At 40.8% G+C, this 26,553-nt stretch carries 25 protein-coding genes; 3 read left to right on the top strand and 22 right to left on the bottom strand.

All coding sequences use genetic code 11. The features are described from left to right. Position 1: 1 nt before the first annotated feature. The 8 genes from ACE01U_RS15135 to ACE01U_RS15100 all read right to left on the bottom strand — a co-directional run bounded on the left by ACE01U_RS15135 (position 2) and on the right by ACE01U_RS15100 (position 7,198). The gene (locus ACE01U_RS15135) at positions 2-1,111 is read right to left on the bottom strand and encodes a YjgN family protein (protein WP_119064955.1); all 1,110 of its coding nucleotides are present in this window, start codon (positions 1,109-1,111) and stop codon (positions 2-4) included. Between the two features lie 125 nt (positions 1,112-1,236). Continuing rightward, a complete protein-coding gene (gene fghA, locus ACE01U_RS15130) occupies positions 1,237-2,073 on the bottom strand; it encodes an S-formylglutathione hydrolase (RefSeq protein WP_395579851.1) in 837 nt (278 codons plus the stop codon). Positions 2,074-2,096: 23 nt separating this feature from the next. Next, complete coding sequence (locus ACE01U_RS15125; RefSeq protein ID WP_078426258.1) at positions 2,097-3,473, bottom strand: C13 family peptidase; 1,377 nt, start codon at positions 3,471-3,473, stop codon at positions 2,097-2,099. A 123-nt stretch (positions 3,474-3,596) separates the two neighbouring features. Further along, positions 3,597-4,415 carry a class I SAM-dependent methyltransferase gene (locus ACE01U_RS15120; protein WP_395579850.1) on the bottom strand — a complete coding sequence of 273 codons (819 nt, stop codon included), beginning with the start codon at positions 4,413-4,415 and terminating at the stop codon, positions 3,597-3,599. Continuing rightward, positions 4,409-5,233: an undecaprenyl-diphosphate phosphatase gene (locus ACE01U_RS15115; RefSeq protein WP_086210774.1), complete on the bottom strand. Its 825-nt coding sequence runs from the start codon at positions 5,231-5,233 to the stop codon at positions 4,409-4,411. Before ACE01U_RS15115 ends, ACE01U_RS15120 begins: the two co-directional genes overlap by 7 nt. 13 nt (positions 5,234-5,246) lie before the next feature. Beyond that, on the bottom strand, positions 5,247-5,912 hold the full coding sequence (gene tsaB / locus ACE01U_RS15110) for a tRNA (adenosine(37)-N6)-threonylcarbamoyltransferase complex dimerization subunit type 1 TsaB (protein ID WP_086210775.1): 666 nt from the start codon (positions 5,910-5,912) through the stop codon (positions 5,247-5,249). Positions 5,913-6,041: 129 nt separating this feature from the next. Then, on the bottom strand, positions 6,042-6,572 hold the full coding sequence (locus ACE01U_RS15105; protein WP_086210776.1) for a gamma carbonic anhydrase family protein: 531 nt from the start codon (positions 6,570-6,572) through the stop codon (positions 6,042-6,044). A 23-nt stretch (positions 6,573-6,595) separates the two neighbouring features. Continuing rightward, entirely contained in the window at positions 6,596-7,198 is a 603-nt protein-coding gene (locus ACE01U_RS15100; protein ID WP_086210777.1) for a CoA pyrophosphatase, read from the bottom strand. Positions 7,199-7,322: 124 nt separating this feature from the next. Here ACE01U_RS15100 and ACE01U_RS15095 point away from each other — a divergent pair, with 124 nt between their 5' ends. Further along, a complete protein-coding gene (locus ACE01U_RS15095) occupies positions 7,323-7,871 on the top strand; it encodes an NUDIX hydrolase (RefSeq protein WP_162622349.1) in 549 nt (182 codons plus the stop codon). 54 nt (positions 7,872-7,925) lie between these two features. Here the strand turns inward: ACE01U_RS15095 and filF are convergent, their stop codons facing one another. From filF to filA, 6 genes are all read right to left on the bottom strand, one after another. Beyond that, positions 7,926-9,845: a putative pilus system protein FilF gene (gene filF, locus ACE01U_RS15090; protein WP_395579849.1), complete on the bottom strand. Its 1,920-nt coding sequence runs from the start codon at positions 9,843-9,845 to the stop codon at positions 7,926-7,928. 19 nt (positions 9,846-9,864) lie between these two features. Further along, on the bottom strand, positions 9,865-11,100 hold the full coding sequence (gene filE, locus ACE01U_RS15085; RefSeq protein ID WP_395579848.1) for a putative pilus assembly protein FilE: 1,236 nt from the start codon (positions 11,098-11,100) through the stop codon (positions 9,865-9,867). Between the two features lie 5 nt (positions 11,101-11,105). Then, complete coding sequence (filD, locus tag ACE01U_RS15080) at positions 11,106-12,770, bottom strand: putative pilus system OmpP1/FadL family transporter FilD (RefSeq protein ID WP_110975636.1); 1,665 nt, start codon at positions 12,768-12,770, stop codon at positions 11,106-11,108. A gap of 12 nt (positions 12,771-12,782) precedes the next feature. Continuing rightward, positions 12,783-13,901 (bottom strand): putative pilus system protein FilC, encoded by a 1,119-nt coding sequence (gene filC, locus ACE01U_RS15075; RefSeq protein ID WP_395579847.1) that lies wholly within the window; start codon positions 13,899-13,901, stop codon positions 12,783-12,785. Between the two features lie 64 nt (positions 13,902-13,965). After that, positions 13,966-14,799 (bottom strand): putative pilus system C39 family peptidase FilB, encoded by an 834-nt coding sequence (gene filB / locus ACE01U_RS15070; protein WP_110975643.1) that lies wholly within the window; start codon positions 14,797-14,799, stop codon positions 13,966-13,968. A 186-nt stretch (positions 14,800-14,985) separates the two neighbouring features. Next, the gene (gene filA, locus ACE01U_RS15065) at positions 14,986-15,939 is read right to left on the bottom strand and encodes a putative pilus system protein FilA (protein WP_119064970.1); all 954 of its coding nucleotides are present in this window, start codon (positions 15,937-15,939) and stop codon (positions 14,986-14,988) included. Between the two features lie 254 nt (positions 15,940-16,193). On the opposite strand from filA, the gene ACE01U_RS15060 reads away from it, so the two are divergent. Beyond that, complete coding sequence (locus tag ACE01U_RS15060) at positions 16,194-17,543, top strand: anthranilate synthase component I family protein (RefSeq protein WP_395579846.1); 1,350 nt, start codon at positions 16,194-16,196, stop codon at positions 17,541-17,543. A gap of 70 nt (positions 17,544-17,613) precedes the next feature. Here ACE01U_RS15060 and hisC read toward each other — a convergent pair whose 3' ends face one another. Together hisC and hisD are read right to left on the bottom strand one after the other, a co-directional pair. Beyond that, entirely contained in the window at positions 17,614-18,705 is a 1,092-nt protein-coding gene (gene hisC / locus ACE01U_RS15055; RefSeq protein ID WP_395579845.1) for a histidinol-phosphate transaminase, read from the bottom strand. Positions 18,706-18,879: 174 nt separating this feature from the next. Then, positions 18,880-20,181 (bottom strand): histidinol dehydrogenase, encoded by a 1,302-nt coding sequence (gene hisD / locus ACE01U_RS15050; RefSeq protein WP_162900311.1) that lies wholly within the window; start codon positions 20,179-20,181, stop codon positions 18,880-18,882. A 174-nt stretch (positions 20,182-20,355) separates the two neighbouring features. Between hisD and ACE01U_RS15045 the strand changes: the two genes are divergently transcribed. After that, on the top strand, positions 20,356-20,700 hold the full coding sequence (locus ACE01U_RS15045) for a nuclear transport factor 2 family protein (protein WP_395579844.1): 345 nt from the start codon (positions 20,356-20,358) through the stop codon (positions 20,698-20,700). A gap of 73 nt (positions 20,701-20,773) precedes the next feature. Here ACE01U_RS15045 and hisG read toward each other — a convergent pair whose 3' ends face one another. The 6 genes from hisG to ACE01U_RS15015 all read right to left on the bottom strand — a co-directional run bounded on the left by hisG (position 20,774) and on the right by ACE01U_RS15015 (position 26,258). Beyond that, the gene (hisG, locus tag ACE01U_RS15040) at positions 20,774-21,475 is read right to left on the bottom strand and encodes an ATP phosphoribosyltransferase (RefSeq protein WP_004984172.1); all 702 of its coding nucleotides are present in this window, start codon (positions 21,473-21,475) and stop codon (positions 20,774-20,776) included. Then, positions 21,472-22,731, bottom strand: coding sequence for a UDP-N-acetylglucosamine 1-carboxyvinyltransferase (gene murA, locus ACE01U_RS15035; protein WP_086210787.1), 1,260 nt, complete (start codon positions 22,729-22,731; stop codon positions 21,472-21,474). The genes hisG and murA overlap by 4 nt, the downstream gene beginning before the upstream one ends. A gap of 6 nt (positions 22,732-22,737) precedes the next feature. Continuing rightward, complete coding sequence (ibaG, locus tag ACE01U_RS15030; RefSeq protein ID WP_004695019.1) at positions 22,738-22,989, bottom strand: BolA family iron metabolism protein IbaG; 252 nt, start codon at positions 22,987-22,989, stop codon at positions 22,738-22,740. A 137-nt stretch (positions 22,990-23,126) separates the two neighbouring features. After that, the gene (gene hpf / locus ACE01U_RS15025; RefSeq protein ID WP_004695021.1) at positions 23,127-23,459 is read right to left on the bottom strand and encodes a ribosome hibernation-promoting factor, HPF/YfiA family; all 333 of its coding nucleotides are present in this window, start codon (positions 23,457-23,459) and stop codon (positions 23,127-23,129) included. Positions 23,460-23,630: 171 nt separating this feature from the next. Continuing rightward, a complete protein-coding gene (locus tag ACE01U_RS15020; protein ID WP_395579843.1) occupies positions 23,631-25,085 on the bottom strand; it encodes an RNA polymerase factor sigma-54 in 1,455 nt (484 codons plus the stop codon). A gap of 861 nt (positions 25,086-25,946) precedes the next feature. After that, positions 25,947-26,258, bottom strand: coding sequence for an ankyrin repeat domain-containing protein (locus tag ACE01U_RS15015; RefSeq protein ID WP_086210789.1), 312 nt, complete (start codon positions 26,256-26,258; stop codon positions 25,947-25,949). Positions 26,259-26,553: the final 295 nt, after the last annotated feature.

Here is a 26,553-nt window from a genome sequence, read left to right as displayed (position 1 = left end):
GTTACAACGAAATGTCGATGTCAAAAATATCACTCAGTTCTTCAGCAATGGCATTCGGGTCATCTTGAGCCAAATTGTACATACGATCTGGATCATTTTTTAGGGTTAAAGTTAATGACTCAATTTGATACTGATATAAACGTACCGCAGCCCATGCCGATAACAAACCAAGCGAGAGAATTTTTAAAATCCAGTTGGTCATTACGATCCATGCATAATGCATCTGACCACAGTCCGTTTGGAAAGGACTACGCCCCAAAGTGGCTTTATTCCATGTGGTAATAAAAATTCGCGCCATCATCAGCGGCCAAATCATAAAAGCAGCAATCATATAAATCGCTGCCACGATGATCCCAAACTGGGTTGGAGAACTGCTCCCCACTTGAAGGGTGAAGGCAACGAATAATCCTAAAACAAAGACGATTCCAATAAACAAAAACACCGGGACATACATGGCACGCATATAGTCAGGCCAATCGGCATGTAGCTCAAAACGTAACTGCCCCAGTTGTAAATTATCCATCGTGTATTTTTTAAAATACCAAAACAGCACTGGGAAAAAGATCCCGAGGGTAAAGATGTAAATCAAAATGCCTTTCAGCGCCAAGATATAGGCTTCTTTGGTTGTGCCTGTAAAATAAAAGCGGCTATTGCCAAATTTACTGTTTCTGGCACGAAAGCGAATAGTGGAACGTAGCAACCATGGCACCAATAAAAAAATCAGAACAAAACCAATCAGCGCTGCAGTCAGTGAAACCTTAGCCAAAGCTGAAGCACCAAAGTACACGCCCAATGCAATAATTCGACCAATTAAAATCCGTGTCGGTACTCCAGTAAAATCAAACTTACGCGCATAAAATACAGTGTTGCCATAAAAATAGCGTAAGCGTCTAACCTTTGCCCAAGGTGCATATAAACTGAAGGTCACAATCGTGAGTAGAATATTCACAATCCAAATGCCAAAGTACTCTCTAGCATTACCTTTGAACTGGAAACGAAAGGTCTGACCTAAGTATGTATTAGGTTCATCCGCCGGGACGACTGGCGGAGGTGGCCAACTTGCTTCAAAAGAAGCCTCTACAGGTGGCAATGATGCCTCAGAGTTTTGCATGTATACCCTATCTATTATTTTACTGTTTTATTTTTTAAGCACATCAATCAATCACCCAATCATGTTAATGCCAGTATTGGATGATTTCTAGTCAAAAATTAAGAATAAATATTACAAATCAATATTTAAGATTCAAGCTGTACCGCGTGAAACTGTAAATGGTCATCAATAAAACTTTGAATAAAGTAATAACCATGGTCATAGCCTGCATGTTCCCGTAGGGTCAATGTCTGACCCACAGCCTGACAGGCTTGCTGAAATAATGCAGGATTGAGCTGGCTATAAAACTGATCATTCAAACCCTGATCAATTAAAATATCGGCAAATTGAACAGTTTTTGTTTGTACTAAAGCAGTTGCATCATGGTTTAGCCACTCAGCTTGATCTGAACCTAAATAGTTTGAAAATGCTTTCTCGCCCCAAGGACATTGGCTAGGTGCACAAATCGGGGCAAAAGCAGACACAGACTTAAATTTCTCAGGATATTTCAAGGCCAAGGTTAAAGCACCATGCCCGCCCATGCTGTGCCCAAAAATACCGATACGCTCAGCTTGTACGGCAAACTGCTGAATCACGAGATCATACAGTTCTTCAGCGACATAGCTTTCCATCTGGAAATGCTCAGCCCACGGCGCTTGGATTGCATTGATATAAAAACCTGCCCCTTGCCCAATATCCCAATGATCACCTTGCGCAACCTGTTCTCCACGGGGTGAAGTATCAGGCGTTACCAAAATCAGACCTAGCTGTGCTGCTAAACGCTGTGCATGCGCTTTAATGGCAAAAGTTTCTTCGGTACAGGTTAATCCCGCTAAGTAAAATAAGGCTGGACACGCTTGCCCTGCTAACGCTTGGGCAGGTAAATAAATACCAAACTTGCTCTCACCTTGGAGGCTGATGGAATTAAATCGGTAAATACGCTGTTCACCATCAAAACTACGGTTAGATTGTACTAATTCCATCAAGGTTCCTTTTTAGATCCAAATTAAGGGGTTGCAACAGCTTTAGGTGGGAACAAGCGCTGTTCAAGTTGAGGAAGCATCAGCTCCATATTTTTACCCATCGACCATTGTGGTTCTGACGGTTCAAAACCTTGTGCTGTTTCCCATTGGCTCACGGTTTTTTGTGCTTGGCTAAACGCCGTTTCTATGCTGTTTTGCTCACGCATCGCCTGATCAAAGAACGCCCGACCAAAATAAGTATAATCGGCTTCATTGGTACATCCAAAAGACTGACGATCTGCTGCCGATGCGGTAATGATCAAAGTATTGTCATTTTGCAATGCAGGCACAAAACTACCTGAAAAACACGATGAAATCACGATCACACGCCAGCGAATACCCGATGCATCTAAAGTTTCACGTAACCATTTCGGATCGACCTGCGTTAAGTCTAAAGGTGCATTTTCCATTTCGAACTGGTTCGGTAAACCATGCGAGGTCATGTATAAAAATAACACATCACTTTCGCGGTTCATCTGCTGTCCCATACGGCGCAGCGCCATTTCAATACTGTGTTTAGAGGCTATCGGAATTTCTGTCCGTGTTGCAGGGTTATTCACCAGCATCATCGAACGACCCAACGTACCAAAACGGGTATCGAATTGTTCTTTAATTCGCTCGACTTCCGAACGAAATACATCTTGATAACTCGCTCCTGCCACCCCAAGGAAGTACCAATGTGACTGTGCAAATTCGCCATATTGCACAGATTCAAGTGCTTTATTCAGTAAGCGACTTTGTGCATAGAAAGCATCTTCTGCAAAGGTTGGTGGCGTTTCTTCTACCTTCCAAATCGGCTGACTGGTCACTGACATTTGCCAAACCACAAGGGTAAACAGCGTGGCCAAGACAATCAGAGCACGCTCCCACCATGGCCATTTCAGCTCACGGGAAAACACCCACACCACAGCCAAACTCTGCCAGACAAACAGCACCATGAACACATTCGGCAGATAGTCGTAGAAGAAATAAGGCAAGACATCAATCATGCCCAAATATTGGATAAAACTTTGTAATAACGCGATATGCGTATCCAGCACCAACCAAAGGAGTGCTGGTACCAACATCAAACGTGGATTATTCACCCGTTGAGACAGAAAAATCCCAACAATCAGGGCAATAAAGGGCCAAAGCGCATAACTGACCAAACCTTGCGGGTTAAAGTCACCAATCTCTCCTGCACTCAACCAGCTAAATAAAGTATTGGCTGAGCCGCCTAAAATCCCCCAAAAAATGAGCTGCATAATCGAAGGATGGACAATTTGCAAAGAGCGTCGTGAACCTAGAAACAACCACATCCCCGCAGTTTGGTTGCTTTTAAAATCATGCCAAAAGTTGATGGAAGGTTTGAAGTCGATCATAAGATTCTAATTAAATTGTGACTTGCGTAGGGACACACTAAGTTTATGCTTGATCAGCATTTTATCAATGATGTTTTTAACTATATAACAAATCTTTGCATACTTTTGAAGCAATCTTCCACTTCAGTCTAAGCGTTCATGCTGAAAATAGGCATCAAAACGGCATGCATCCCCCAGCCACTGATGAGTGGTTTCTTGATTTGCCAAAAATACGGCCAAGCGCGGACGTTTGACCACCACCCGTTTTGCCACTTTTTGTGCCAAGCCAAGCAGATGATCACCCAAATCCATTTCGCCATCTTCTGGCAATAACATATGTAAAAGCTGCATTTGCTTTTTCACTTGCGCCTGTTTTTTCACTGCTTGCTGATTTTGATCCCGTTGCGGAAACATCGGGTCCAGATAAACCACATCAACCGTATTGCCCTGTTCTGCTTGTTGCTGCAAATACTGCGCTGAATCTGAAAAAACCAAGTCAATTCGACTCACCACAGAGTTTAAAAATGCATCCTGCAAAGCCTGTTCCTTACTTGACTCTAGCAAGGTGAATAAAATGGGATGGCGTTCTACCAAAGTGACATTGGCCCCCAAATATGCCATGAGCAATGAATCATGCCCAAGCCCTGCCGTTGCATCAATCAGTTTCGGTTTTTCAGTCAAGTGGCAAGCACGCGCAATCATTTCAGACTTCAACGATGCACGTTTTAAGCGTGGAACTTCTGCTTTCCAATCCGGTTGCATTTTCATACCATTGGCACAAAGCCAAAGCCCATCGGCATCGGCACACAACCCCAGTTCAGGGTGAAAACGGAAAAAACGTGCATTTAACTTCTCGGCGACTTCGATGCTGACATCTACACCACGAGAAAAAAGCACAGCAACATAGTGCTGTGCTTTTTCTAAATGCTCTTGTTCCACATATAAGCGCATTGGGCTTACCATAACTTCCAACCTGTAAAGGCAAACAATAGAATCACTAAGCCTGAAGCGATGCGATACCATGCAAAAATCATGAAATCACGCTTCGCCACATAAGCAACTAAAGCACGAATCAGCAGTAAAGCTGAGACAAAAGAAACAATAATGCCTGTTGCCAATACGATCCAATCTTGTTGTCCATCAAACACATGCGCACTTTGGTACAAATCTAAAAGACCCGCACCAATAATTACTGGAATACCCAAGAAGAATGAAAACTCAGTCGCTGCTTTACGCGATACACCTAAGAACATCGCGCCAATAATAGTTGCCCCCGAACGTGATGTGCCCGGAATTAAAGACAGCACTTGAATCAGACCAATCCACATCGCATCTTTCACACTCAGGTCTTCAACTTCATGCACGCGCTCTTGTGGCGGATGCTTTTCAATCCAAATAATAATCAAACCACCCACAATCAAACCGATGGCAATGGCAATATCATTAAATAGAAGCTCTTTGACCGTCTGACCTAAGGTCAAACCAATCAGCACAATAGGAATCGACGCTAAAATGAGTCCAACTCCGAGACGACGACCTTGGGGCTCGCCACTAAAAATGCCCGTTGCCGCCCCCCACAAACGTGCCCAATATTCATAAATAACGGCTGCAATTGCCCCCATTTGAATGGCAATCACAAAGACATCACTTTTTTCTTTGGTCCAGAAATTCATGAGTTCAGAAGCTAAAATTAAATGTCCTGTACTTGAAATGGGCAAAAACTCGGTAATACCTTCAACAATACCCATAATTGCTGCTTTGAGCAGCAGTAAAAGATCCATAAAAAAACCCTAATTATGCTTTACCCTGTTCTGGGATTTTTTTCCAAGCGTTATCACGCAAATAGACTGGAAGTGCCAATTCAGCACTGACCCATTGTTGTTGCTGTGCAAACTTGCGTGCAATTGTGGCAATATCTTGCGCACTTGCGCTGATATCTTTGTATTGTATTTGTGATGGGTCAATTAAGGTTGCGCCTGAACCGACTAAAGTAAAGCGAGCATAGGCCGTCGCATCAGCATAGTTTAAAAGTTGCTCTTCATTGGTCGCTTGCATGATGCCGTCTGCATCTAATTGAAAACTTGCAATATAGACCTCACTCATTCGCGCATCTAAAACTGCTGTTACTTCCATTAACCCATGTACACGATGAGCAGCTTGAGCCAGAGCCTGTAAAGTTGAGACTGGAACCACAGGTAAATCATTTGACCATGCCAAAGCTTGAGTCACTGCGGCATTAATACGAACGCCACTAAAAGAACCGGGACCACGGCTAAAAGCGATACAAGATAAATCTTCTGTCTTTAAACCCAACTGTTGAAAACCTAGCTCAATCATTGGAAGAATCGTTTGCGTTTGTGCTTTTGCGCGCGTATCCAATTGGAAAAAAAGTTCTTGATTTTCATCTACAATAGAGACGGAACACTGCTCATTTGCAGATTCCAATGCCAGCACTTTCATGCACAACCTTAATGATTTAATCTATAAAAACGTGGCTATGATACTCCACTCAAAAGCACTAGGCGAGTTGTTCTCAAAGTAGATATAAAAAAGCCTAGACAAATCTAGGCTATATTTTAAAAAGCAGATTTATAAATGTGCAGGCTCTAAGTCCATAAACTGTTTAAAGTGTTCAGCATAGTGCAAGGCACTCATTTTTAATCTGGCTGCCGCTGCTTCATCCAAAGTTTTGACGACTTTACCGGGTGAACCCATGACTAGGGAATTATCTGGAATGACTTTACCCTCAGGAATCAGTGCATTCGCGCCAATAATACAATTTTTTCCAATCACGGCATTGTTTAAAACCACCGCATTAATCCCAATCAGACTGTTATCCCCCACGGTGCAACCATGCAACATAGCTTGATGCCCAATGGTGACATAATGACCAATATTCATTTCAATTCCAGCATCGGTATGTAAAACTGCATTTTCCTGAACATTGGTAAAGTCACCCAAACGAATACTACAATTGTCTGCACGTACGACTGCTCCAAACCAAATACTGACCTGCCGTCCCAATTGAACTTGGCCAATCACTGTGGCATTTTCAGCAACCCAACCATCCCAAGGTTGATACGTGGCTTGCGGTGCATGATCTTTAAATTTGTACAGCATATCTCTTCCTTAAAATATTAAACTTACTTGGGCAACCGAAATGTCGGTGAATTGACTAAAAATGGCCATTCTTTATGGTAGTCCAAACCATATTGAAACAATGCAACTAGCATGCGCGCAGTGAGTCCCCACACAATTTCATTTTCCACCCGCATACTGGGGAAATAGAGCGACTGATGAGCAAAGCGAACTTCATAAGGCACCGCAGGTACTTCCATCAGTTGTTTTAACGAGGCAAAAAAAATACGATCAATTTCTGTCGGTTGAGCCACCAGTTCAACTTCAGGTGGAATCAGGCCAACTACGGGTTTAACAAGCATGCCATTACGGGCTTTTTGCATCGGCAAATCACCTAATAACTGTACATCAAAAGGATTCAATGCCGTTTCTTCATAGGCTTCACGTAAGGCGACGACAATATTACTGGTATCTTGAGGGTCTCTTTTCCCCCCTGGAAAAGAGACCTCTCCAGCATGATTAGATAAATAAGCTGAGCGACGAGTCAGTAGAACTTTGGGATTTGCTTCATTGGTGATCGCGATTAACACAGCTGCATCTGCCGATTTAATTTTTCTTGAAAACCGTAATTGTTGTTGCAATATGTGTGTTAATGAGTGTTCATCCATTCCACGTCATCTCTAATCTTTCTTTTTTTCATCATAGCTGAATTTCATACTGAAAAAAGAGAAATGATGCCAAAATTTAATTTTTCAGTTATGCTGAGTCTGAACTTTATCATTGATGATGAATATGGACTTTTGTAGCAATTGTGGGCAGAAAACAACAGAACAAATCCCTCTTGGTGACCATCAATTGCGTCGTGTTTGCACCTCATGTAACGCTATTCATTATGTTAATCCTAAAGTGATTTGTGGTGCACTTGCACTTTGGGAAAATAAAGTCTTATTATGCCGTCGTGCCATTGAACCACGTTATGGTTTATGGACCTTACCCGCAGGTTATATGGAATTGTTTGAAACCATGGAGCAAGGCGCTGCACGTGAAACGCGAGAAGAAGCTGAAGCTGAGGTAGAAATCGAACAATTGTATTGTATGTACAATATTCCACGTATTGGTCAAATTTACGTTTTATTTAAAGCCAATTTAGTAGATGGTAAATTTGGTGCAGGCGAAGAAAGTATTGAATGCCGTTTATTCGAAGAACATGAAATACCATGGTCAGAGCTAGCTTTTCCTAGTGTTGAACATACATTACGCCATTATTTTGCTGACCGTAAAAGTAATCTCTTTACGATGCATCTTGAAACACTGGGCACACGTTTAGACCATACAGGTTAATGCTCATAGAAATAAAAAAGCCCATCAATGATGGGCTTTCATCTTTATGCTGGGTTATTTCTGTAAGACACGATAACAATCTGCTATCTCAATAGAAACATCACCTTCACGGAAAGCTGCTGCTGCGCGATTGGCAATATTATTTTTCTCATAATACGCATTTAAATACGATTTGTAGATATTGGTCCATTTCACACCCGCACCACCAAAATCACTAAGTGAAATATAAGCACTTTCATTGGCATTTGCAGAGAGTAAATTCGCCAAATTAATACGTGCCCCACCACTCACTGTAGAGCTTTGTTTCCCATTACTATCTACGTCAGTAACAATATTCGTATTTACACCAATAGCCACACCATCAATGCTTTCAAATGTTGGATTTGCCAATAGAATTCGGAACGTTACGGCTTTATTTGTTGTATCGGTTGCCCCTAATGTCCCAATCCGATATTGCACTTGATTGGTACCAGTCATCAGCGTTTCACTTGTGCTGGTCAGTGGTGTGCAAGCTGTTGCCTTATTGGTATTGGACTGCATATCGGTACGAATATCTCCCGACTCATCAATTGCAATTCCTAAAGTCACTTTTTCACTCGAATCTTTGCCAGTAAACATCAAATTAGCATAAAGTGGGAAAATATATTTCTGACCAGATTCAACATTATTTTTAGACTTAAAAACATCATTATCTAAATAGCCAATCGGGAAAATCTTAAATACATCAAAGGACCCCTTAAAAGTATCCGTACCATAATTTTGTTGCCATAAACCATAAGAAGATGGGCTACCTGTTGTCGACTTCGTAAGTTGCTTGTAGAAACTCTCTGTTCCAGCAATCATATAATCGTTAAAAAGCTTGCCCTGATTAATGGTAAAGTCACTAGAATCTGGGTCACTCAAATTAAATTTAAAGGGTTGTTGAATACTTTTAGTCAACGGGCTAATCCACGATGTTTGCGCCAATGCATTCATTTTGACTGGTTCAATATTTTTCAGTAAATCAACAGTGACACTCGTTGCCAAATCGCTCCCTAGTTGTTGTTTTAATGGACCACGCCACTGTACCCCTGAGCCAAAAGTATAACCTTGCCGATCCGTTAAGATTAAAAAACTACCAATTAAATGACGAAGGTTGGCGGGATTACTTTTACAGTCAGTAGCATTACAGCCATATAAGCCTTGCGGTAAGCCAATCCCTGTACTTTCAGACAATGCATTTGTAAAGATTGGAAAGTCGGCTTGATAAGTCGCTGAATTATTCATCAGAACCAATGTTTGCACCACTTTAAAAGCATCATCATTACTAATTTGACTGACATCTATCCATGGCTTAATTTTATCTGCATAGGCTCCTGACACATAATCATCTGCAGAAATAGAAGCCAAAAGTTTAGAAAGCTCTTCTTTCTTAGCAGTTGGGATACTAAAAGGTTGCACATCTCCAGCTACCCCTGCACTACGCTCTATTCCAAGTGCCTGAAAAATTTTTGCTAAAGACATCGCAATTTGTACAGTTTTATCTGCCGGACTTAAACTCGCTGCTGCTACACCACTATTGATAGCTTTTGCCATATTTAAAATACTGAGACGGGGAAGAGCCGCTGAAACAGTACTTACATTACCAATCTCAGACAAGGGAACTGTACCAAGTTCAACTTGCTTGTCTGAACTTCCTGTCAAGAAAAAATGAACTTTGTCGCCTTCAGAGCAACGCCCTGTTGCTGCATTGGTTTTCGGTTCCATGAGTGTGATATAGGTATTATCAGGATCGCTACTACAAACAAAATTGATCCCATCAATAGGATAGTCTAAAGCAAACTCAACACAATTTTTGTCCTGAACTAAGCAACTGCCATTAACAGAATTCACGTGGTTTGGCTCTGATTTCACATTTGCACTTTCACCACCACAACCCGTCAACGCAACCATCAAGATGGACAAAGTAAACGGCCATAACATTTGTTTTTTCATTTTCGTACTCTATTTATTTTTAGCGAATTGCGATGAGTTTTAACTGTCCATGATTGGTTAACACTTTATGCTCAACATCTATAGCTGAGGAAAGTGGGGTCAAAAGTAAATAATGACTTTGCTCAGGTACATGTAGAGTTCCTGCGATCATTCCATGAGATAACATTGAAGATGAGTTCTCATCGTTTTTAAATCCCCCCGCTCCCTCAATGACACAGGCCTTTTCATCTAAAAACACAGCAAAAGGCCAATAAAAGGTGGGATCATTTTGTCTTGAGGCATAAGAATTCAATTGTATATTTTGAACATTATTCTCAATTTTGATAATTTCGAACTCAAATTTTTCTTTTAACGGTTTTTTTGGCCAAACGTTAATATCATGATTAACCTGCAAAGTTTTGGCTTTCTCCACCTTCTTATCGTTAAAACAAATTTGTCCCAAACTCTCAATCGTGTCTTGTTTAGGCATTCTGTAATATGTCGATGCAAGCACAATCGGTACTAAGTTTTCTTTTTGTTTCGGTTTCAATATGGAGTTCAGAACAGACTTACTTACCCCTTTTTCTCGTTCAATAACCTGAAAACGGGTAGCTCCTGTTTTATGGTCAATGACCCCCTCAGGCATAGTATAAAAACGTTTTTTACCCTCCAAATTAAATTCACGATCTTCCAAATATTCATTTCGTACATACTCGGTACCATCCATTTGGTTAAACATTGTTGACGGTACAGGTGCCACTTCATTGGCTACCGCAGCTGTGGTATTTGCTTTGATCACAACAGGTTGAGTTATTGGTAAAGCCTCTTGCTTTGCCTTTACCAACGGGCTTTGCTCGACCCTTTTTTGCTGTCCTTGAAATTGGTTTTCATGCTGTAGCTGTTCAGCATGAGGAGGAACTGAGGGATCTACTTGTTTCACTCCAGGAACACCCTTAGCTTGGGTTACACCTGCTTTAATCGTATGTACTTGCTGTTTAATCACTTGTTGTTGAGGTTTCAATGGTACTGACTGTGGTGAAGATGTAGATAGACTAGGCTGAGGTATGACTAGATTTACCTCAGGCTTCATAACGTCTATACGTTTGGTTTCTTGCAGAGGTCGCTTCGCTTGTACCTCATTTGCTTTGCGTTGAACAACCATCGGTCTTCCATCTGGACCAATAATCGTAAAAAACTCGCCCGCAAAACCAATACTAAAAGCACAGCTCAAGATATAAAATGATGTAGACAATAAAATCCGTTTTCTTGTATTCAATGTGCTTACCACCTTGATCTATAGTTCAACCCTAAAATCGTAATGGTTGTATCTGTTTTTACATTCAAACCCGCGTATGGATTTAATAAAATATTATTCACCCCAGTCTGGTTCGCTAAACTACTGGTATTTGCTGGAATTTTATCTCGGCTTTGTAAAAATCCAATCGACAAATCCACATCGGTATCTGCATCAAACCGATAACCTACACCTAAACCAAACAAACGTGCATTATTAATAGGAACCATAGTGTTTCGCTTACCATCTGGAATTGCACTGGTGCGTGGCTCATAACCAGCGCGGAGCTTCAAACGGTCTGTAACGGAATATTCAAGCCCAATACCATAGTTCCATGGTGACTCAAACTCTAAAGGCAGTGCCAAACTATTATCTGTAATATTTGCCGAAAGCAGTTTTGCAATTTTGAGTGCTGAAACTTCGCGATCGAACTCAAACTTAAACTTATTCCATGCTCTATAATCAGTCCAACCGACATCAATATTCACTTGTAAATCAGGTAAAAGCTTATACTTAATCCCTGTTTGGAAATGTGCAGGATATTCCAACTCCATTGACACTAAACCAGACTCACTTGCTGGTATAGAGTTTGGGAAACTTAAAATTGCAGCTAAAATTTGCCCTGTCGGGGATGACATTAAACCGTTAATCAACTCACGTGGTGCTTTCGTATTTTCAATGTGATAGCGACCTTTCATCCTCATTTTGGCAGCACTCTGATAAACCACACCAAAGCTAAAGTCTTCTGTTGGCTCCCAAAGCACACCTAGGTTATAGGATGGACTCAGTGTCTGCTCAACTGAAAGATCTAATTTTCCAAAAAGCCCAAAAGGATTCATTCCCTCTTTGGCATTACACATACCCAATAATAAAATATCGGTAATCACATCTGAATTTTCTTTGAATGGTGTACATACAACATCATCTATCATTCTTAGCATCCCAATTAACTCATTGGGAAAACGCAAATCATTTTTCAATGCTAGCGCTTGATATGACATACCGATTGAACCACCAATCGAAAGTTGATCATTGATTTGATAAGCCATAGATGGAGATAAATATGTAATCCGCTCTAACGCAACCTGTTGCCCCATAAAGTTACCAGGATTGCCATCTTCAGCCCCAAAGCCTGCAATTAAAGGTGCATACATTGCGGTTGCAAATGTCATTTTGGATCCAGGAGGGGTATAGGCAATACCCGCCGTAGGGGCAGCAACTGGCATACCTTTACCTAAGTCCACCATTTTCTTTAAGCCTGGGACATATAGGCTTGGGTATTCAACATCTCCTCGAACTGGGCCTTTAAAATCAGTACAAATATCAGCATCAACCTCAGGTCCATCGTTACAGACCATTGGGTCATCAGAATAACCAAAAACGTTATAACCAGCTGGAACAGTAAATTCTCGCTCGATATTAAAATCAGCAACAATTCCTTGTACATCTGTCTGCAAGCCTTCAATCTTGGTTAAGGCTGCTGGGTTAAAATGAATCGCACTGATTCCAGGAGGATCAGCAGTCACAGCATTCCCCATGGACAAAGAGCGAATATCAACTGATAGGTTTTGCCCTAAAGCGGCAAAGGTAACACTAGAATAGCCCGTTAATAATATGGCAGACACCAAAGGGCTAAGTCGAAGATTGTTCATACGACTGCCCTTTTATTTAAGCTTTTTTCCAAAACCAAGAATATCTAACGGGAAAGATAAACCGAGTGATACATCAGGTGCATCTTCGGTCAAACCTAGACCGACCGTGCCATTCACAATTGTTTCAGGTGAAACACGTACACCAAGTGAAATAGCAAACGTTGAACTGGTTTGATCTGCTGGGGAATAACTTTCACCAGAGCTATACTTAAACTCCGCACCCGTATTGAAACTCTGTTGGTAGGACATCGTCATTGATACATCGTAGTTAAACGAGTAAGCAAAACCTACGGCAAAACCACCACTAATTCCAGGTTCAAATTCTTCAATCACGCGGCTACCACGGCGCTGATCTAAACCAGACTCTTTAAAACCATAGTTAGCAGAAACGGAGGCAAACAACACCACAGGATCTATATACTTACGTGTACTTGCTCCAACACCTGCCGAATAATATCCTTTACCCGTTGCTAAGTCTGAAGTGGCATTAATTTCATAAGGACTATCGCCTGTTTTAGTCGAAATATTACCGAATAAAATCAAAGGTAGACGACCAGCTTTAAGTGGGAAGGGTTCCCAACGAGCACCAAAAGAAATATCCCCTAGCCCAGCCGTAGAGGTATCTTTTAATAAATCTGTTTTAGCAACCAAAGGCAATGAAGCCGTTAAGGTTAAGTTATCTCTCAAACCATATTGGGCTGTGAAGGTATTGGTCAAACTATGAGTTGCATTTTCTTGGACACGAAGCTGATAAAGCTGTCCTTGTGCCATTTCCAGATCGAGTTGAGTATCTCGGTAGTAGGTATAATCAATGTCGTAATAAGATGAAATTTCACCTTGTTTAATCAATGAATATTGACGTTCATTAGAAGTAAATACTTCTTGAAGATTCGTCTCTTTGGTTGCATCTCCTTCCTGTTGTTGTAAAGCAGAAGAAGCTGCTTGCTCATTACTGCCACTCTGAGTAACCACTTGTGCTTCAGATACAGTAGTATCTTGAGGCTGAGCAGTCGCTTGTTCTACTGCAACATTCTCATTGACAGCTTCATAGCCCCCCAAAGTTGGTTCTTCTGCTGCATAAGCCACCCCAAGAATCATCTGCACACTTACTGCGAGCAGTGTCTTATTCATCCATTTATTCATCATTGTCCCTTTACCTACCACCAATTGTTCTTGTTTTAATTTTTTTCACACTTTATTTGTTTTTGTAATAAAGCCTGAGAAAATTATATGTCGGCTGTCCATAGTATTCCGACTCTTTATTTTTATTGCGCTCTAGGCGAATTGTTGAGGCCCGATCAGCTATTTTTTCCATATAATGTTGAGGGTATTGGATATCGACCAATGCATAACGATTGACAGTAGCATCATCGACATGTCGCATATCAGCCTCTTGTAAAGCCAACATATTTTTTCGTTTCTCAGGGGCTACATTAATTAAAAACAGTGTGTTGTTTTCCCAAATATCCTTAAAACGCTGCTCATCAAAACTAATGTTTCCCAGTGCAGGATCAGCAACATACACACGACCATCTTTATAGCCCTTATACACCACGAAGTGCTTAAAACCGGCATAAGAAATTGGAACAATTGCGGGTTGACCCTGTTTAATCAGATCCTCAAACTCCCCTTTATATCCTCCACTTTCTAGACCAAGTGCGGTCACAAAACGCTTCATATCCAATAAAGAAAAACTACGACGTTCAATGATGCGCTCATACTCCCCATAGCGAAGCAAGCCATCCATAGTTTGCTGTTCTGTAAGTTGAGCACCGACATAACCATTAATGAGTGTCGTCAGTGCAGCTGAACCACAACTATAGTCATAGGCTTGACGAACAATGCCTCGAAATTGGTCTTCGACAGCAGGATTAATTAAGACTGGTTCATGGTGCATTCTTGTAAAAGATGCATTCCGAGAATCTAGAACTTCAGTATAGTAAACCGCTTCCGCAGGTTTCTTCTTTATATCAAAGGCTTCGGTGGCAAAGTAATACATCATTGCTGAGCCCAATGCGATCTCTAACATAGCTTTTACTTTTTTTAATAATTTAGGCATCCCGCCCATTTTTTGTTTTTTAGAGTTAATACTCTATATCCATACATTCAAGAAGATACTGCGTTTTCTTAAAAAAAAATAGTCTTTTTTGTATTTTTTATGAATATATTTTAGAAAAAAAGCGCGTGAATTCACGCGCTTTTTTTAGTTCTAAGCTTAGTGCCCAGAAATAGTAATCACAGCACCTGGCATATATACACCAGCAGCAGGACTAAAATATGTTTGCATACCTTGAACTTCTACATCACCCATTGACGCAGCACTACGGCTACCTAAATGCACACCTTTAACATAAGTATCGTGCGCACCGCTTGTGCTAATCATACGAATATAGCCCTTATTCGCACCTTCTTCACCAATCACGCTAATTTTTTGATTTAGCGTTAAATCAAGAGAATTAGCATCTGCAACTTTAATACTTTCAACAAAGATTTCACCTGCAGCACGTGTTGCTGTTTTTGTTGAGTTATCTAAGATACCCAAGTCTTTAATTTCTAAACCACCCACCATCGTTGCGTTCAATTGGATCATTGCGCCTTGCGGTGCAGCACCCAATTGGATATTTGCGGACATTGGACCCGTTTTAAGTGATAAGCCACTTAAGATTGGGTTTACAGTACCTGTACCACCACGACGGATAGATGTTGCCCCTGTTGTTGGTATATCAGCTGAAGCCACGACACCAATTTGACCAATTTTAATATCTAAACCAGAAACTTGAGCTGCAACGTTAATAAATGCATTACCGCCGTTTGCATCAGAGTCAATTTGCAGATCAGCCAAGTTACGAGAAGGCAGTAAGTATGCTCCCGCGTTGTCATAGTTTGCACCGATAATAATACCGTGATTTTCTAGCACATCACCCGCTTTACCATTTCCTTGAATCACAATAGCACCAGCTTTGGCAGTACCGCCATTTGCAACTGCTAGACCATCATTATCGTGGACAAAGACTTTACCAATTTCGATTTTAGAAATACCGATGCCGATATTTAAACCATCTTGACCTGTAGCGGCACTGAGCGAAGCGTCATCCATTGCTTGCATTGCCATTGCATTTGCACTGATTGCCATTGAAGAAACTAAAGCAAGTTTAGTAATAATTTTCATCTTGTTCCTCTCCTAAGAGCTTTATTTTTGTGATACCAGTCACTCGATGTTAATTACTGTTTTTTTTATTTTGACCCAGTATCAACATCTATCCTTGAGTGACCTAACTGCCAGAACTAAGTTATATGTGCGTGCTTTTTTGATCAACTGCTGTTGGTCGTAATCCCCAGCTTACCGATAAACGGTATTTACGCTGTGCACATACTCACAATGCGGTAAAATAGCCTGAATTTTTTGACTCTATTTGCGTTAGCATGACTCTAAACCCATCATTTAAAAAGACAATCTGTGATTCTAGCATTTCAGTATCAAGACTATTGCATGCCTTGAATGAACTCACGCAGTTAGTCTATTTACAAAATGTAGATGCACCTGTCATTGCTTTCCTGCCTGAGCGTTATCAAGTTTTTCAGGAAAAACAGCACTTTTTCTTTCAACGCACGCAGGATTTTGGTTACATCCGTGATGACAAAGAAATAGACATTTCCAGCAATATTCAGCCAAGCTTAGAACAAAAAGAAGAGTCTTTTCGTGGTGGACTCATTGGATTCGTCAGTTATGACTATGCCGCCCAGCAGCATGTTCAGGTTCAAATTAAGTCTCAGCCCAGTCTATTTTTAGGGTTATACAGCAGTTATCTACAATGGACTGATGCAGGCTGGCTATTTTGCAGTAGTGATCCACAAGCCGAACGCATTTATCGCAAAATTGAATCGTATTTATTACAGCCAGCTACCTTAACCCATCCACTCCAACTCGAGTCGATCTGCCAAGCACGCTGGACTGAAACCCAATACAAGCAAGCCTTTCAGCAAGTACAGGAATACATCAAAGCTGGGGATTGTTATCAAATCAATCTCACACAAGAGTTCACTGCCAAGGCACATGGTCAACTCCTAAGTGCAGTCGAGGCATTTTGGCAATTGACCGATGCACCTTACTCGGGCTATCTCCGTATCGATGATTTTGAACTCTTAAGTTGTTCGCCCGAGTTGTTTATTGATTTTCAAGCTCATCGAAAAATCATTACCAAGCCGATTAAAGGCACCATGCCGCGCCATGCAGATCCAGTCTTGGATGGACAATCTAAACAACGCTTAATGGCTTCGGAAAAAGACCAAGCTGAAAATGTGATGATTGTCGACCTCCTACGTAATGATTTAAGTGTTTATGCGGAAACAGGCTCAGTCAAAACACCTAAACTGTTTAATATTGAAAGCTTTAATCAAGTTCATCATATGGTCAGCAAAGTCGAAGCAACTCTTAAAGCAGAAGTTCATCCCTTTCATGTACTGCTCTCTGCACTACCTGGCGGGTCTATTACAGGCGCGCCTAAAATTCGAGCGATGCAGATTATTGAAGAACTCGAAGGTGCGCCACGTGGCGCATACTGTGGCTCAATGGGTTATTTTAATTTCGATGGTACAGGCTCTTGGAACATTCTGATTCGCTCAATCCAAAAATTCCAAGATGAGATTTCACTTTGGGCTGGTGGTGGAATTACCACTGCATCAGAGTGCGAGGCTGAATACCAAGAATGCTTTGACAAAATCTCAGCACTTCTCAATTTACTCAATACCTTTGTGCAAACGGACACTGAATAGTTACCAAAATAAAAAAGTGAACCTTCACATCAATGAACGTTCACTTTTTAGCAGTTAAAGCCTTTGAAGTTTATTTTAAAATATCATTTTTCAATGTATCGACTAAGCGTTGATTTTGCTCATCAGTTCCAACCGTGATACGTAAAAACTGGTTAATACGCGGTTTATTGAAATAACGTACAATAATGCCTTGTTCGCGTAATTCAGCCGCTAATTCACCTGCATCTTTGCTAGGCAATGAGGCAAAGATAAAGTTGGCACTCGATGGCAAAACATTAAAGCCCAGCGCGGTCAATTGTTCAACCAATCGTTCACGGCTCTTTATTACTTTTTGATTTTGTGCTTCGAAATAAGCTTGATCTTCAAATGATGCAACCGCAGCGGCAATCGCAAAACGGTCCATCGGGTAAGAGTTAAAGCTATTTTTCACCGCCTCTAAGGCAGCAATCAAATGTGGCTGAGCAATCGCAAAACCTACACGTAAACCTGCCAATGAACGAGATTTAGACGTGGTTTGACACACCACCAAATTCTCATATTTTTCCACCAAACTGACCGCAGACTCTGCACCAAAATCCACATAAGCTTCATCAATCACCACGACTGAATTTGGATTGGCCTGAAGTACTGCTTCTATTGCAACTAAACCAATATCAATACTGGTTGGCGCATTCGGATTGGTGATAATAATGCCACCATTGGCTTGCTTATAGTCATCCACCACGATTTCAAAGTCATCATTAAGTGGCAAAATTTTGGTTTTGACTCCAAAAAATTGGCTATAAACAGGATAAAAACTATAAGTAATATCTGGATAAAGTACAGGCAGCTCTTGCACAAAAAAAGCTTTAAAAATATGCGCTAAGACCTCATCTGAACCATTGCCGACAAAGACATTTTCAACGGCAACATGTTGTTGTTTCGCAATCGCCTGCTTTAACGCAGAAGCATCTGGATCTGGATATAAACGCAGTACATCTGCAGAATTTGCCAAGACCGCTTGAACTGCTTCCACTACTTTTGGTGAAGGTGGATATGGGTTTTCGTTGGTATTGAGCTTCAATAAGTTTTGAATTTTCGGTTGTTCACCTGGCACGTACGGTTCTAATTCGCGTACTTCAGGGCTCCAAAAACGCATTTGTTCTGTAGTAATGTTAGACATTGTCTATCTCATTTATGCACTCAACTTACTTTTCTGTAAGCCCTTTCCTTCTAGGAGAGGATTTGGGAAAGGTTTATGATGTCCCAAACTGAATTAAATATTTTCCCCTCTCCTAACCTCTCCCATAGGGAGAGGAACATTCATTACTGAACACATGAGGGATCTAAATTTATATTATTGATAACGATAACGTGCTGAACGCGCATGCGCATCTAAGTTTTCTTGTTGCGCTAAGATATCCGCAGTTTTCGCCAAAGTTTTCACACCTTGCTCAGAGCACATAATCAAACTTGAACGCTTTTGGAAATCATAGACACCCAGCGGCGAGGAAAAGCGTGCTGTACCTGAAGTTGGCAAAACGTGGTTTGGCCCTGCACAATAGTCACCAATCGCTTCTGGGGTATAACGCCCCATGAAGATTGCGCCTGCATGGCGAATATCTTCGGCCATTTCCTGCGCTTCGTCTAGGCAAAGCTCTAAATGCTCAGGCGCCACTTGATTAATCAGTTCAACAGCTTCGGCACGGTCTTTCACAAGCACCAATGCACCACGGTTGGCGATCGAAGTACGTGCAATCTCCGCTTTAGGTAAAGCTTGTAAATGTGCTTCAATCGCTTGTTCTACGTCATTTAACAACTGTGCATCTGGCGTGATAAATACAGCTTGCGCCACAGTATCGTGCTCAGCTTGAGACAATAAATCCATCGCCAACCATTCTGCATTATTCACGCCTTCAGCATAGACTAAAATTTCAGACGGCCCTGCAATCATGTCGATACCGACCTGACCAAATACTGCACGCTTCGCTGCAGCCACAAAACGGTTGCCCGGCCCTGTAATTTTATCCACCGATGGAATCGTTTCTGTACCATAAGCTAATGCTGCAACTGCTTGTGCCCCACCAATAGTGAAGACACGATGCACACCAGCTAAATAAGCGGCAGCCAACACCAGCGGATTCAACTCGCCGTTTGGTGCAGGTACAACCATAATAATTTCAGGTACACCTGCGACATGTGCAGGTACAGCATTCATCAATACTGACGACGGATAAGATGCCAAACCGCCCGGTACATAAATCCCGACACGGTCGAGTGGTGTGACCTTTTGTCCGAGCGTATTGCCCAAGGCATCCACATAAGTCCAGCCTTCTTGCTTCTGTGCTTGGTGAAACTCACGAATACGATTTGCTGCAAGCTCTAAAGCTTCGCGAACTTCGCTACTCAAACCATCAAAAGCGGTTTTTAATTGTTCTTGGGTCAGTTCTAAATCTGAGAATTGATGCGCGGGATGTCGATCGAACTGTTGAGTGAGTTTAAGAACATGAGCATTACCATGCTGACGGACATCAGCGATGATTTGATCTACGGTTTTTAAAAGTTCTGGGTCACTCACGGTTTCAAAAGCCAACAAATCAGCAAAGACTTGTTTAAAGTTCTGATCTTGAGTCGATAAACGTCGCATCAATTTATCCACAATGAAAATAAACGGAAGCTTTAGTTTACCTTGTTTCCTGTATTTTGTGGGCAACAATCCTGCAGCTTAAGATAGAGTTTAATGAAAAATTACTTTTAAGCGCATCGGCAAATAAGTAGAAATCTTATTTTGAACTAGAATGATTTTAAGAATTAAAAGAATAGGTGAACGTTAATGACGATTACAGATATAGCCCAAAGCTTTTCCATCGGGCAATTCAGCCAAGTTCAGCCGTATTTTTCACAAAATATTGTATGGGAAATCATCGGCGAGCGACAACTCTCAGGCATCGACCAAGTTCTAAAACATTGCCACTCTATTGAAAATTATTTTAAGCGCATATCGCATGAGTTCCAAATCCAAGCGGTTCATCAAGTAGCTCATCATGTAATTATTCAAGGTGAAGCGCAATTCCATGATGCCAAGCAGACATCCCGAATTTCTGCTTGTGATGTCTATAACTTTGATGCTTTAAATCAACTGGTTCAAATTCAATCCTATTGTATTTCAATCCAATAAAAATATTAAAAATGAGTACGCACAAAAAAACCGCCATCATAGATAGCGGTTTCTTTAAACACAAAAGATCAACTTACTTATTCTTTAATGCTTCACGCTCAGCCACAGCTGTTTCTAACTGTGCAAGAATTGGATTTAACAATGCTTGCTTACGCTTGAAACTTGCCTTGTTCACGATCAAACGTGAAGAGACTTTACAAATTTCTTCCAAAGGTTCTAAACCATTGGCACGTAAAGTATTCCCCGTATCAACCACGTCAACAATGTAATCACCTAAACCCACCAATGGCGCAAGTTCCATTGAACCATATAACTTAATCACATCGACTTGCTCACCTAAGCTTGCATAGTACTGACGGGTTAAATTTACATATTTGGTGGCAATTTTTAAACGCCCTTTAGGACGCTCCATGCCAACTTTACCTGCGGTCATCAGTTTACATACTGCAATTTTTAGATCGAGTGGTTCATAAACGTTTTGCGCGCCATGCTCCATAAGTACGTCTTTGCCCGCAACACCGATATCAGCCGCACCATTTTCCACATAGGTAGGTACGTCAGAAGCACGTAAAATTAAAATACGGACTTGTTTATGGGTGGTGGGGAAAATTAACTTACGTGATTTATCAGGATCTTCCAGTAAGTTAATTCCAGCTGTTTCAAGTAAAGGCAGGGTTTCTTTTAAAATACGACCTTTACTCAATGCCAATGTTAAACCATGATCAAAATTGCCCATTACGTCAAAATTTGGATCATCGTTTCTCATATCGCTCATGAACTTACTCGCTTAATTTGGGCGCCTATACCTTGTAATTTCGCTTCGACATCTTCATAACCGCGATCAATATGATAGATACGATCAATCAGCGTCTCACCATCAGCAGCAAGTGCCGCCAACACCAGCGAGAAAGAAGCGCGTAAATCTGTTGCCATCACAGGTGCTGCAGAAAGTTTCTCCACACCCGTCACAACAGCATCATTACCTTCGACCTGAATATTGGCACCCATACGTGACAATTCAGGTACATGCATAAAACGGTTTTCAAAAATCGTTTCTGAAATGGTGGCAAAACCACGGCCAATGGCATTGACTGCCATAATCTGTGCTTGCATATCGGTTGGGAAGTCAGGATGTGGAAGCGTTTGGAAACTCACTGCTTTCGGGCGTTTACCCATCATATCCAGTTCAATCCAATCATCACCACGAGTCACTTCTGCGCCCATTTCTTCAAACTTTTCTAAAACTGATTCCATCAACGTTGGATCAGTATGTGTAGTTTTTACACGACCACCTGTAATGGCCGCAGCAGCCAAATATGAACCCGTTTCAATTCGGTCAGCAACTACAGCGTATTCACAGCCATGTAGTTTTTCAACGCCTGTTACCACTAAGGTATCAGTGTCTAAACCTTCAATTTTTGCACCCATCGCGATCAACATTTTCGCAAGGTCAGTAATTTCAGGTTCACGTGCCGCATTGCGAATCGTAGTCACACCATCTGCCAATGCCGCAGCCATTAAGATATTTTCGGTACCACCTACAGTCACCATATCAAAAACGACTTCGCCACCTTTCAGACGTCCATCGACTTTAGCGTGTACATAACCCGCTTCAACTTCAATTTCTGCACCTAAAGCTTCTAAAGCTTTTAAGTGTTGATCGACTGGACGCGAGCCAATCGCACAGCCCCCTGGCAAAGATACTTTTGCACTACCATAGCGCGCCACCAACGGACCAAGCACTAAAATAGATGCACGCATGGTTTTCACCAACTCATACGGTGCAAACTGATTGTCCAGTGTTGAGGTATCCGCAGTAACCGTGTCACCTTCGTAGGTCATGGTAATGCCTAGACCACCTATCAACTGCACCAAGGTATTTACATCTTTTAAATGCGGCACGTTAGTGAGCTTGGTTGGAGTTTCAGGCAAAATCATTGCTGCAAGCAACGGCAAGGCAGCATTTTTAGCACCCGAAATACGGACTTCACCTTCGAGCTTAGTGCCACCTTGAATTAAAAATTTATCCATCTAGTATTAAGCTCCGAATAAGCTTGCTTTACGCCATTCTTCTTTAGTCATTGCACGAATAGTCACCGCATGCACTTCGCCACTTGCGATATAAGAATTTAATGGTGCATAAACAGCTTGCTGACGCGCAACAGGACGCTTGCCTTCGAATTGATCATCGACAATACGTAAGTCAAACTTTCCGCCTTGCCCACTAACTGCAACCTCAGCTTCAGGAAAAGCAGCTTTTAAAATTTCAGTGAGCTGTTCACTATTCATCACAAAGACCTCTTATAGGACCAACGGTGTAAAAACCTGCCATTTTACTATAAATCTGAAAAATAAAGCATTAGACCCATACACTTTATATATAAAAAAAGAGGTTCAAAAAAACCTCTTTTTGCTTAAAAATCAAACTAAATGGCAATAGGTTGGTAAACCTGCTGCATTTTACGGTGCTTATCGAGCTGTCTTTTGAGTTTTTCTGATAATTTTTTAATCGACGTATACATATCATCTGCTGAGGCCTGAGCAAAGAATTCAATGCCCGGTAAACGGATAATTGCTTCTGCAATATGATTGCTACTGCCTTTTTTAGTATGTTTATCGACCTGATGATCCTTGGTTAATTTCACCTGCATACTGTTCACCTGATCAATATGCTTGGTCATTTCTGCAAATTTGCAGCGAATGGTATCTTCAATAGCTGGGGTAATGCTCAAATGATGTCCACGAATTGTTATTTGCATATATCTATCCCTCACCTTCATTAGGATTAATGAGGAAAAGCCAAGACGATTTAATGACTGCAAAATAACCAGTGCACATAGAAACATCAAATCATTTTAGCCATTCCTTAAAGAAAAAAGAGGTTCATTATGTTGTCATAATGAACCTCTAGAATAGTCAGATTTTAAATTTTAGATCAAGACTTTTCGTTCAGAAGATGACGGAATATGTAACGATTCACGATACTTTGCCACTGTCCGACGCGCTACATCAATCCCATCGTCTTTTAAAAGACTGGCAATTGCATTGTCAGACAAAGGTTTACGAGCATTCTCTTCCGCAATCAATTTTTTAATCTTGGCGCGAATTGCAGTTGAAGATGCTTCGCCACCTGAAGTTGTACCGACATGACTTGAAAAGAAATATTTCAACTCGAACAAGCCCCGTGGCGTCAGCATATATTTATTTGTAGTTACGCGAGAAACGGTCGATTCGTGTAATTCTACCTCTTCGGCAATATCGCGAAGGACCAAAGGCTTCATGCCTTCAGCACCAATTTCTAAAAATGCGCGTTGATGTTCAATGATACACGTCGCCACTTTCAACAAAGTCTTATGACGTTCGTCGACACTTTTAATAAAATTTTTCGCATCCAACATCTGATTACGTAAGTACTGATTATCATCACTTTGATCAGCACGTTTAATCATATTGGCATAAAAAGAGTTAATACGCAGTTTAGGCATAATGTCAGGATTCAATGCCACTTGCCATTGCTCATTTTTCTTCATGACCACGACATCAGGAATTTGATAATCCGAGTCTTTATCTTCAAATTCCAATCCTGGATGTGCTTTTAAAGTTTTTAATAAATCCACCGCACATTTTAATTGCTCTTGATTCAGCCCTGTTTGTTTAATCAGTTTAGCCAACTCATTGGTAATTAACAGCTCATAATTTTTCAGTAAAATCATGGCATCATTTCGACAAACAGTTTGTACAGGCAAGGCTTCTAACTGCACCATTAAACACTCAGCCAAATTACGAGAACCAACACCCAATGGATCTAAACGCTGAATATGTTTGAGCACAACAACGACTTCATCATCTTCCACTTCATCGTCATAATCCATACTTTCTAAAAGGTGCTGAACTGAAGTCGTAATTTCTGAAATATCGCTATCTAAAAATCCTTTATCATCTAATGAGTCAATAATGCAATAAGCAATCAACTGATCCACTTGCGAAAAATGCAAAAGATTAATTTGCTCGAGCATATGCTCTTTTAAACCCAAATGCCCTTGGCGGTTATCTTCACGCTCTTCAAATTCTGCCGCACCGAGACTTGTCGGCTGATGTGTATAAACATCATCCCAATCCGTATCGACAGGTAAATCATCAGGTAAATGGTCAGCATTCAGTTCATTGGTTAAGTCTTTCTTATCTACTTCTTGCTCTTGTACGCTAGATAAGCTTTCCATTGAAGATTGTTCTTCTACTTTTTCTAAAAGCGGGTTGCTATCGAGTTGGATCTGAATTTCTTGTTCAAGTTCAAGGCTCGACAATTGAAGCAATCGAATAGCTTGTTGTAATTGGGGGGTTAGCGACAAAGAGTTCGCAACTTTCAATCCAACAGATAACTTCATAGATCCCTACTCTTTTATACAACTTTTCTAAAGCACGCATTACAAGCAATTTTTGTGCCGTTTTATTTTTTATAGCATAAAAAATTCAAAAAACCTACAAATTTTGAGCATATTATTTTCGTAACCTGAATAACACAACATCATGCTTTACACAAATTTTTATCAATTAAGAAAAAAAATCATCCCATCCTATTTTAATAGACTCAACGCATACTTTCAGTTCGCTACAAGGGCCAATTAAATAAAAACATCATCGTCATTCAACTTAGTAAAAACCCACGTATAGATATTTTTTAAAGTGATTTACACAACTCAAAAGTATTATTAAGAACCTCAAACATAGCTGTAGAACATAATGCGTAAATTCAGCCTCCTATTTTGTAGATTGCACAATATTGAGCACAGCGAAATCCACACTGTCAAATAAAGAAAGAAGCTATGCAAGACCGCCTCGGATACGGACTTAGCACACGCGCATTAAAAAACGACGGTTTTTTCATTATTCTAGGTGCATCAATCAATATTAATTGGTTAACCGCCATCACAAAACACTCGAAATTACTGGATGCTTTAGTCATGTAGCCAAAACATACTGTGATATATCATCTGCATTGAAGCTGAACATCTTTCCTTAAACTCGCGTAAAACTATATAATTTGATTTGGAAAATATGGGCAGGATTTGGGTCAATGAAGCTACCAACAAATGCAATACTCCTAGCTATTCCGTGATCAGCTTATGTGTCCCAGTAAATATCCAATCACTAGTCTTGAGCGAAGCTAAATCCAATCAATCTAATTAAAAGCTTTATAAAATAAAAAAGCCTGAAATTCATCAAGCCCTTGTATTCACTTTCTAAAATTACAGACTTTTTAAATAGGAGGCAATTTCTAATTGTTCCGCCATTTCAGCCAGTTGTAATGCAGTATATTCACCTTTGTACTGAACATTTGCGCCTTTTTCAACCAGTAGTTTCACCACATCTAGATAGCCATTTTCAGCAGCAGCTTGAAGCGCGCTATAGCCTTCATCATCAGTAGAATTCACATCTGTACCGCTGGCAAGACTTTTTTCAACTTCTGCCAACTCACCTAAAGATGCCCAATAAACCAATTCAGGTAAATGCAGTTCATCATCGCTTTCAGGGATTGGGGAGAATGAACTAAGTTTCATTAAACCACCTCAAAATTTAATTTTAGACCGAATATATAAAAGCATATTCATTAAAGCTAATCCAATCCATGTTTAAAAACTTTCTATAAATTTAATTAAGTTAATATTAGCCATAGAGACCATCAATAACTCGAAACATCATTTTTATTTATTTTTTGATAAACCTCTTCCCGATTCACTAACCGCATAATAAAAAAAGCCCCCTAACTTAATCGTTAGGGGGCTTTTGAATAATGAGCTGGCGATGACTTACTCTCACATGGCAAACGCCACACTACCATCAGCGCTAAGAGGT

The organism is Acinetobacter halobius (assembly GCF_044130335.1).
Taxonomy (GTDB): Bacteria; Pseudomonadota; Gammaproteobacteria; order Pseudomonadales; family Moraxellaceae; genus Acinetobacter.
The sequence above is the reverse complement of the archived record's forward strand: the minus strand, read 5'-3'. Positions and strand labels throughout refer to the sequence as shown.